This window comes from Bacillus sp. UNC322MFChir4.1 (assembly GCF_000746135.1).
GTDB lineage: Bacteria > Bacillota > Bacilli > Bacillales > Bacillaceae_G > Bacillus_A.
Genome location: NZ_JQKQ01000056.1, coordinates 1 through 10,206, shown reverse-complemented (window position 1 = coordinate 10,206; position 10,206 = coordinate 1). Strand labels below are relative to the sequence as shown.

Below are 10,206 nucleotides of genomic sequence, written 5' to 3'. Positions count from 1 at the left end.
CAGGTCCATCTATAAGTGACAGCCGAAGCCGCCTTTCAATTTCGCACCATGCGGTGCAAAATGTTATCCGGTATTAGCCCCGGTTTCCCGGAGTTATCCCAGTCTTATAGGCAGGTTACCCACGTGTTACTCACCCGTCCGCCGCTAACTTCTTAAGAGCAAGCTCTTAAGAAGTTCGCTCGACTTGCATGTATTAGGCACGCCGCCAGCGTTCATCCTGAGCCAGGATCAAACTCTCCAATAAAGTGTTTGTCTAGCATCATAAATAAAAATTGACGTTTCACGTTGTTTGTTTCGTTCAGTTTTCAAAGAACTCATCCGCCGCTCAATTGCGACTTCCTTATCTTAACATCTCAGTCATTCAATGTCAACTAAGTTTTTTATTTCATTTTCGCTTTCTGCTCTTTCGCATCAGCGACCTTTACTATATTACACACTTATTCTCACAAAATCAACATGTTTTTTATTTTTTTCTTCATACATGTTTTCACTTCATTGTTAACCTAAAATCTTTTCCAAACTAATCTACCAAATAGCAACAACCGATTCTATCGCCTATATAGTTTCATGAAGCTATCCTCTCTAGTTATAAAAACTAAGGGAACAGAATACTTTCTCCTGCTCCCTTAGTTTTTTATGCTGTTTCTTTTTTCACCTTCGAAGCTTTGTTTTTCATTGTAAAATTCCATTTCAACCTACTCATCACATAATATGCAGTCGGGACTATGACTAATGTTAAAAGCGTAGATGTTAGTAAGCCAGAAATAACAACGATAGCAAGAGCACGAGAAATAAGTCCTCCCTCCGTTGACAATGCTAGCGGTGTAAGTGCACCTATTGTAGCAAGAGCTGTCATTAAAATCGGACGAAGCCTTGTTACTCCCGCTTCTAATAAAGCTTCTTTTATAGCCATTCCTTGTTTTTCATTTTGCATAACACGATCCATCAACACAATAGCATTCGTCACAACAATTCCAATTAACATAAGAAATCCAACCAATGCCGGCATACCTAAAGGTTCTTTCGTAAGGTATAAGCCAAGCAAACCACCTGTAAAAAGAAATGGTAAAGAAAATAGAATTGCAAACGGAGCCATTGCATTTCCAAATGTCACTAGCATTACAACAAAGACAAGTACAACAGCAATCCCCATAGCAATAATCATATTTTGGAACCCTTCACTCATAGCTTGTGACTGTCCTGCTGAGCGATACTTAATACCTTTTGGCAAATCTAGCTCTTTTAAACGTTTATCTACCTCAGCTTGCACACCAGATACATTATCCGTTGTAAATCTTGCACTTACTTGTACATATTCTTGCTGATTTAAGCGATACAAAGCTGTAGGACCCGGCGCTTCAGAGAGAGTGGCTACATCCGACAATTTTACCTGTTGCCCAGTAGGACTCATAATCATTTGATTCGTAATGCTTTCAACAGATGTAAAATTATCATTCTTCAATCCTAGATTCACTGAAGTCGTTTTTCCGTCTAATTGGACTGTCGTAACACTTTCACCAGCAATATTCCCTCTTACAAAAGCAGCAATCATCATCGGATTCAAACCTTTTTCCGCTGCTTTTTCTTCATCAATTGACAAATTAAGTTGCGGTTTTACAGCAGATAAATTTGTTTTCACATTCGATAAGCCCTTTATATCCTTTACCTTCTCTACAATCTTATTCCCGGCAGTCTCCAAATCCTTAGCGTTTCCACCTTCCACAATAAGAACAAATTTTCCTCCTCCTGTTATACCAATCGGTGTCAAAGCTGTTTCGATACCCGTTCCTAGATTTTTCATCTTTTCTTTTACATCTTTTTCAAAAGTCGTTATTCTTTCTTTCGTCATATCATCCTTCAAATCAATAGACAAACGAATTTTCTCTCCCGAAACAATCGTTTGATAGCTTTTCACACTCACTTGTTTACTAAGAATACTTTCCATATCTTTAGCTACACCATTCGCTTTATCAAGCGATGTTCCAACAGGTAGATCTGCTGTCAGATTATATGAAGCCGCCTTTTCTTCTGGTAAAAAATTTTTCGGGATCAGTGGCACAAGTCCTAAAGATGAAACAAACACGACAAGAGCGAGAAAAAGTGTAATCATCTTTTTCTGAATCGTCCAGCTCAGCACACGCCGATATGTTCTCTGCAATATTGTTTCTTTCGGCTCCTTATGTTTCAAACGCAGCAAGAAAAATTTAGCAAGCAACGGAACAACCGTTAACGAAACAAGCAAAGAAAAAGCAAGTGCAACAATAACTGTAATTCCGAACGGAGCAAAGTACTTGCCAACAATTCCCGGAACAAATGAAAGTGGACCAAATACAGCCATAGTCGTAATTGTTGAAGATGTAACCGCACCGCCAACTTCTTTAGCAGCTGCTAACACCATGTTCGCATCACGCTTTGCGCTATTTAACGTTCTGCGGTAGATGTTTTCAATGACTACGATAGAATCATCAATTACCCGGCCAACAGCTACTGCAATACCAGCTAGCGTCATCATATTCAAACTAAAGTGTAAATACTTCATCGTAATCATCGCCGCTAAAACAGACAGCGGAATTGATAGCACAGCTACAATTGTAGCTCTTATATTACGTAAAAATACAAATGTCACAATGACAGCAAACAATGTACCTAGCAATACTTCTCTAAGCATGCTATTAACTGATTTTTCTACCTGCTTTGAGCTGTCATACAACTTTGTCAGTTTATAACCCTCTGGTAATTGTAGATCAGATAGTTTTTCGTTCATTTGTTTGACCACTTCCACCGCATTAGCTCCTGGCTGCGCTTTAACAGATACAAGAACTGCAGGCGTGTCCTTTAATCTCGTATATACAGTTTCTGTTTTACTTCCATACTCTACAGTTGCTACATCTGACAATTTAACAATTTGTACTCCCCCAGCACCTGGCACTGCTATTTTCACATCGTTGACGTCAGTAAGCGATTTAAGTTTGTAATCAGCTTGAACATTTAATGTTTTTTCATTCATACTCACCTGGCCCGCTGGAAAAGAAAAATTGTGTGCTAAAAGCGCTTGCTTCACTATGTCATACGTAATCTTTTTTTCGTTCATTTTTTCAACATCAAGCTTAATAGATAATTGCTTTTCGGTTTCACCTGACACATCCACCTTGCCGATATTTTCAACAGTAGACAAAGTTGGTTTAATTCGCTCGTTCACGTATTGTGAAATATCCGCTTGCTTAGCATTGTCTGAAGAAAGCGCGAAAGTAAATATCGGCATCTGCGAAGGGCCATCCTTCATAACGACAGGTTTCCCTGCATCCTCTGGTAATTTTAGAGATGCCACAGTACTCGTCACATCTTTTTCAGCTTCATCCATCTTCCTGGCCATATCAAATTCTAAAATAGCGACCACCATGTTGCTATGAGCCTCAATATATAAATTATCAAGCTTTTGAATACTAGAAAATGCAGTTTCTAGCGGCTTTCCTATATCATTTAACCCTTGCTCTGGCGTGGCACCCATATAAGGGACTTGCACAACCATATACGGAATATCAACGTTTGGCATTTCTTCCATCTCTATTGTTTTAATAGAATACATTCCCCCAACAACAATAAAAATCATCGCAAGAAAGACAACACCTACATTTTTTAAAGAAAAGCGAATCCACGACCCCACCGTCATTCCTCCCATCCCTTTGTAATAAGAAAAAAGTCTTACTTACATAATTTCTATAAATCGCAATTCTCCCTTCCTTATATTCCCTTCACTCTTTTGTAATTGTAAATTTTATCCTTTCAATCCACATCAACCGCATGACGGATTCTAAACTCAGCCCAAAGACCTATGTCGAATCACACAGCACTAAGTATAAAGAAATTTTTTTCTGTACAGCAGTGTAAAAAGTCATATTCTAAACACGACAAAAAGGATTGGGAAAAGCTATCTGTTTTCAATAGAAGCAACCTATGATAAGCTTATTTTGTCAGAATTTACTAAAAAGATAAATATTTATTATTTCCTTAAAGAACAGAATGGATGAATATGAATATCGAAGAGTTGCAGGGGGAGAAATACATTGGAACAAATTGAGCTAGTAGAGATCAACAAGGAGAATATAAATAACGGAGGTTGTTATTGTCTTCGCAGCAAGCCAACATCAACAGGTTACATGAATAAAAACAAATGGCTTATGAAGAGTTTTAATGAAGGGCTAAAGTATATAAAAATAATGGAGAATAACAAGCCAGCCGGGTTTATTGAGTATACACCTATTGAATATTCTTCGAGAGTTGTATATGGTGAAAATTATTTCGTGATCCATTGCTTATGGGTAAATGTTACTGGAAAAGGGTATGCCTCAAAATTGATTCATAAAAGCATTCAAGATGCTAAGGCGCAAAATAAAGATGGCGTTATTGTAATTACAAACCCAAACACTTCTTGGACTCCAGGTAAAGACGTTTTTATAAAGAATAATTTTATAGAAATAGATCATGCCCCTTATGGATTTGAGTTACTTGTTTACAAATTCGGACATTCACCTGACCCCTATTTTCCGAAAAATTGGGATGAGCGCCTTAAGCTTTTTAAAGACTTAACAATTATCCGTACCCAGCAGTGTCCATTTGTAGATGTATCGACCAATAATGTTGTTAAGGCAGCAAGCCAATTAGGTATTGATGCAAAAATCATTGACATAAAAAACAGAGAAGAATTGTTGAGACTTTCACCTACTCCTTACGGTATCTACGGAGTCATCTATAAGAATAAATTAGTTTCATTTCATAGGCTTACTGTCCACTCTGCAACGAAACGATTACATGAGTTAAGCTAATTCAACTACAGTGGATAAGAGAATCCAATACCGTTGTTTTATAACTCAAATTAACAATATTATTTTCCATAGTTGTCTACAAAAATTCAGTTCATTTTTTGGAACAAGGAATTCCTTAAGTTGATGGCATATATGGTGACCCTAGCTACGACTAATCTTGAAAGGGGTCGTAATCCCTCATATATAAGTCCGACTTAGGTAACAAAAAGTAAAAAAAGAAGCCACGTAATGTGACTTACCAACGAATCTGCGGAGTAATGACTCTAGATAATGCTAAGTTCTATAAATCTCAAATGTATATGATATACAAAAAGAATTTAAAGTATTTACTTGTACTTGTGCGAGCCGTCACAGTAGGGCAGTTTTTGAGATAATCCACAAGTACAATCATTTAGTCCTTTTCCATTAAGAATTTGTTGCATACATTTTTCAATCCTTGACTCTCGAGTTTTGGATTTTTTGGCTTTAGAAAAATAAAAAATGTATTCTCTTTGTCGTCCCGGCGTCAATGCTTCAAAAGCAGTTTTCAAGGCAGGGATTTCAGCGAATTTATTTTGAAGTTCTTCGGGCATTGTGAATTCTGTATTCTTTTTAAAATTCACTTCCAAACCGGCTTTCTCAACTTCAATGGCTTCATAAATATAGGCTTTCAAGATCGTTTCCATTTCAACTATTTCTTGAATATTGGTAAACCTAATCTGACGCGCCGCCTGTACGTTCTCCGTTTGTTGGACTAGAATCCCCTGGGCATCCTGTAACAAGGCGCCTTTATGAAATAGAAGCGCACAATATTCTTTAAATCCATGTATTAAAACTATGTTTTTTTTCTCAAACGTGTAACAAGGATGCATCCACTTAAATTCTTCGGTCAGCTCACAGTCAAGAACGATATTTCTCAACTTCTCATATTCTTCCTTCCACTTTATAGCCTTACTTAAAAATTCATCAACCTTAGGATTCATTCTACTATTTGTCATCAACGAACACCCCTCTTCAATTTTCCGATTAGTTAACCGTCAAGAATCATTATTCTCAATTTCTCCAATTCTTGCCGTCACTTTTTAGCTTTATTTGAACATCCATCAACCTTGAATCATTTTCCATACCTAGCTTGATCTTCAGGCTAGAAAGCATCTAAACAGATAATATAATTGAACTAACATAAATATACAATAAAAGAATCATCTTACCTCTAAGAAACAGTTGAGAAGAGATGATTTTAATCGGACGTTATAATAAAAGATTTATTTTTAGTAAAGAAAAATTAAGCTTGAAATAAAGATTGGTATAACAAAATAGCATGGACATTGCCAACCGTTTTTCTTTTAAGGAATTTAAAAAACTTTTCAATGGAGTACGTCGTCTAATAAGTTGGAAGGGGGAACTGATGTGGATGAATTAACAGCAGAGGTTTTTGAAATAGAAGATAAAGAGGCCCTTATAGATGAGGTAATGAACAAGTATGGACAGGAAATCTTACAACTTGTTTATTCATATGTAAATAATAAAGAGGTCGCTGAGGATTTAACCCAAGATATATTTGTTAAATGTTACAAATCTCTTCATACATACAAGGGAAAATCAAAGTTAAAAACATGGTTGTGGAGAATTGCTATTAATCATTGTAAGGACTATATAAAAAGTTGGTATAACAAAAAGGTAATCGTTACAGAAAATGAATTTACTTATACTGGGGTTCAAAAAGAAAGTGTTGAACAGACTGTTATTCAAAATGATGAGGATCGTAGGCTGGCTTCGGCAGTAATGAACTTACCAATAAAATATCGAGAAGTGATTTATCTCTTTTATTTTGAAGAATTGCCAATCAAAGATATTGCTATGGTAATAGAAGTGAAGGAAAACACTATTAAAACAAGACTTAAAAAAGCCAAGGAACTCTTGAAGAAAGGATTGGAGGAATAATCAAATGGAAGATCGATTAAAAGGGCTACGAAAATCAATGGAGAAAACAACCTTTACACATTTGAATTTTTCTGATCAGCATCGTAAGCAGGTTTACGAAAAAATCAATAAACCATCTGAAAATGAAGAAGATATCTTGTTAGCCGTTTTACAACTTCTCATTTCTGAAAAAACAGGATACGAATTGGCACAGCTATTACGGGGAAGAGGGATTCAAAAATTCGAAGGAAATGAAGGTTTTTTATACACCTTATTACACCGTCTAGAACAGAATCATTTTATCCAATCAAGTTGGGATCATTCAGGAGCTAAATATTATCAATTAAATAATAAGGGAAGAAAGATATTACGAAAAGCAGAAAAAACTTCTACAAAGAAACGATTTATATTACAAGGATTGATACAGGAGTGAGACAAAATTGAATAAAAGAGGGGATTACTTTTTAAAAGAAGTCACCAATCATATTAAATCAAAGGAAGCAAAGAATCTTGTGGCAACTGAACTGGATTTTCACTTGAAACAGGCGAAGAATATGTGGATAGAGAAAGGGTTAAGTGAGGAAGTTGCTGAAGACAAGGCTGTTGAACAAATGGGAAGTCCAATCAAACTTGGTCAGGAACTTAACAAACTTCATAAGCCAAAGGTTGATTGGTTGATTATTATTTTATTAGTGACTGCTATGGGGCTAGGTTTCTTGCCAGTTGTAGCTTTTGGACATACGAATGATTTATTAATGAATAAGGTGATGTGTGTTATTCTTGGTATTGTGACGGCTCTTGGGATGATGATGATTGATTATCGGAAACTAGAGAGACTGGGATGGCTGTTTTACACAATCGGAGTACTCATCCTATTAATGCTAGACAATTTTTCAAATGCCTCAATGTATGGAGAATCGTTAATAAAAATTGGTCCCATTACAATTGGATGTTTAATGGCTGTACCATTCTTTTTTCTAGCTTGGGCTTCTTTTTTCAATAACAGTAGGTTAAAGGTGTGGCATCTTGGGATTTTGTACTTGTTTTCTTTGCGTCTATTCTTAACTATGCCAAGTCTTTCAACAACCTTTATCTATATCACGATGGTATTCGTTATGCTTTGGTGGAGTAAGTTAGGAAAGAAAAAGGTACTGATCGTTACAGTTGTACCAATTTGTTTATCTATCATCGGTGAATTATTTTTCCATCCCCCAGTAAAGGGAGTCCTTTTGGCTAGAATTTTAGGGTACATAAATCCAGAGCAAAATGCAGATGGCGCAGGGTTTATGTATATACGTTTAAAAGAGGTAATGTCGTCAGCAGGGTGGTTTGGAGCATCTGGAAATATGAAGTTCATTCATGCTGCACGTACTGATTTTGTGTTTGCAAGTTTGACTTACTATTATGGGTATTTTTTTGCGCTAATCCTTGTTTTGATTCTTTCTCTTTTTGTCGCAAGGATAATGGTCATATCTTATAAAATAAATGATCGGTATGGTAAATTGCTTCTTGTTGGTGGAATGACTCTTTTTGTAGTCCAGTTCATTTATAACGTTGGAATGATCCTAGGCTTATTACCGATTGCTTCTATATCTTTGCCTTTTATTAGCTATGGATGGATGCCAACTCTGTTTAATGCGTTTTTAATGGGTATCGTGTTAAGTGTGTATCGACGTAAAAATTTGATATCAAGTAGTTTCAATTGAATATAGAAAAAGCGTGTTTTGATCAATCTTATTTCAAAACACGCTTTTTCTATTTGCCTCTGTTATCAAGGTTTATTAAATCAAACTTTATTTTAAGGCTACATCTAGACAATGCTTTCGCTGAATTTTGAGGCGTGGGTATTACCGCCCACAAATAGCGAGATAAAAAGCAAAGAATCTCTCGCTACTAAGAGCGAAAGATTTTTTGCTTAAATTTACGGAGATGAAGGAATATACTTCTCAACAAATCCCCATACAGTATGCCAATATTTCTCCGAGTCTATTTGTTCTGCTTCACCATGCCCCGCACTTGGTACAATTAACTTCTCTTTTTCTACCTTTGCAGCATTGTACACTTCATCTAGCATTTCATACGGAACAAATTTATCCGCATCACCATGAATAAACAACATTGGCGTTTTACTCTTCGCAACTTGCTTAACAGCTGACGCCTCATTCAGATCATATCCAGCTCGTAATTTAATTACTGTATTAGCAGCGTTCATTACAGGGAATTTTGGTAAATGAAATAGATCTTTTAACTGATACGTAAATTCCCCCATAACAGATGAATAACCACAATCCTCTATAATGACTTTCACATTGGCCGGCAACTTTTCTCCTGAGGTCATCATGACAGTTGCGCCCCCCATGGAAATACCAAACAAAGCAATTTCTGCTTGTGGATCTTTCTTTAGAATCTCCTGAATCCATACCAGAATATCTTTACGATCATGCCAGCCCATACCAATATAATCACCTTCACTACTTCCATGACCACGAAGATCAGGTGCTACTACACTATAACCTTTTTCATGAAAGTGACGAATATATTTTGTCATCAGTGAGGCTCTGCCATTATATCCATGAACTACAATTGCCCATTTATGATTGGATTCCTGATTACGATATTCATAACCAGCTAATTTCAGATTATCAAAAGAACGTATCGATATTGTATTAGGCTGATGCAGTGATGTGAATTCAGCATTTTTCACTTCATTCGCAGCTAATACTTCCCCTGATACATTTACGCTTCTCTTCAAATGAGGGTTTCCCTTTAAAAAATCTTTTCCTTGCTTTGCATTTAATGCGTAGTTATAAAAATAATTTCCTACTAGCCCATAAATAATAACTAGAAGAAGTAAAACAACTGCAGTAATAATAATCATTTTCTTCATTCTTTACTACCTTTCTATAAAATACATATTCCTTAATGCCCACACCTCAGTATAGCAGACCAAAAAAGTAACTACTCTGCCATACATTTCATTTAGAAGTTTGGTAAGGGGTATGATGTAAGTAGAAATACGCCCATTATTATTACCTATAATTGCTGCCAGGAAGATAAAAACGGCCATGCATATCGCTACTTTTCTTTGTTTTAAAACGTTGCGCGTGGCAGAAAAAAGGCACTGACCGCTACTACGCATGGCCAGTCCCTCTTGACCATTTAAAACCATGCTTTTCTGTCCTTTTTTAGTTATACACAAAAAACCTAAGTCAAATTGACTTAGGTTTTTTTGCCTGGCAACGTCCTACTCTCACAGGGACAAAGTCCCAACTACCATCGGCGCTAGAGAGCTTAACTTCCGTGTTCGGTATGGGAACGGGTGTGACCTCTCTGCCATCATTACCAGACTTATGAAGGTATATTCCTTCAAAACTAGATAACATTTGCTTCATATTATTTGATTAAGTCCTCGATCTATTAGTATTCGTCAGCTCCACGTGTCACCACGCTTCCACCTCGAACCTATCAACCTGATCATCTT

The 10,206-nt window shown here is 36.4% G+C and carries 7 protein-coding genes and 3 rRNA genes; 4 read left to right on the top strand and 6 right to left on the bottom strand.

Annotated elements, in window-relative coordinates:
- Positions 1-244 (bottom strand): 16S ribosomal RNA (locus BR72_RS16725); the annotation flags it as partial.
- 390 nt (positions 245-634) lie between these two features.
- A complete protein-coding gene (locus tag BR72_RS16720) occupies positions 635-3,670 on the bottom strand; it encodes an efflux RND transporter permease subunit (protein WP_231559727.1) in 3,036 nt (1,011 codons plus the stop codon).
- 394 nt (positions 3,671-4,064) lie between these two features.
- Between BR72_RS16720 and BR72_RS16715 the strand changes: the two genes are divergently transcribed.
- On the top strand, positions 4,065-4,823 hold the full coding sequence (locus tag BR72_RS16715) for a GNAT family N-acetyltransferase (protein ID WP_035434699.1): 759 nt from the start codon (positions 4,065-4,067) through the stop codon (positions 4,821-4,823).
- Between the two features lie 326 nt (positions 4,824-5,149).
- Here the strand turns inward: BR72_RS16715 and BR72_RS16710 are convergent, their stop codons facing one another.
- A complete protein-coding gene (locus BR72_RS16710) occupies positions 5,150-5,800 on the bottom strand; it encodes a YdeI/OmpD-associated family protein (protein WP_051957343.1) in 651 nt (216 codons plus the stop codon).
- Positions 5,801-6,212: 412 nt separating this feature from the next.
- On the opposite strand from BR72_RS16710, the gene BR72_RS16705 reads away from it, so the two are divergent.
- Genes BR72_RS16705 through BR72_RS16695 form a run of 3 tightly spaced genes read left to right on the top strand, consistent with a single transcriptional unit; the run spans position 6,213 to position 8,431 of the window.
- Positions 6,213-6,746, top strand: a complete 534-nt coding sequence (locus tag BR72_RS16705) for a sigma-70 family RNA polymerase sigma factor (protein ID WP_035434698.1) — start codon at positions 6,213-6,215, stop codon at positions 6,744-6,746.
- A gap of 4 nt (positions 6,747-6,750) precedes the next feature.
- On the top strand, positions 6,751-7,158 hold the full coding sequence (locus tag BR72_RS16700) for a PadR family transcriptional regulator (protein WP_035434696.1): 408 nt from the start codon (positions 6,751-6,753) through the stop codon (positions 7,156-7,158).
- Between the two features lie 7 nt (positions 7,159-7,165).
- Positions 7,166-8,431, top strand: a complete 1,266-nt coding sequence (locus tag BR72_RS16695) for an FtsW/RodA/SpoVE family cell cycle protein (RefSeq protein ID WP_035434695.1) — start codon at positions 7,166-7,168, stop codon at positions 8,429-8,431.
- A 215-nt stretch (positions 8,432-8,646) separates the two neighbouring features.
- On the opposite strand, the gene BR72_RS16690 is transcribed toward BR72_RS16695, so the two are convergent.
- From BR72_RS16690 to BR72_RS16675, 3 genes are all read right to left on the bottom strand, one after another.
- Complete coding sequence (locus BR72_RS16690; protein WP_035434694.1) at positions 8,647-9,612, bottom strand: alpha/beta hydrolase; 966 nt, start codon at positions 9,610-9,612, stop codon at positions 8,647-8,649.
- 344 nt (positions 9,613-9,956) lie between these two features.
- A 5S ribosomal RNA gene (gene rrf / locus BR72_RS16680) occupies positions 9,957-10,072 on the bottom strand.
- A 50-nt stretch (positions 10,073-10,122) separates the two neighbouring features.
- Positions 10,123-10,206: ribosomal RNA gene (locus BR72_RS16675) — 23S ribosomal RNA — on the bottom strand; the annotation flags it as partial.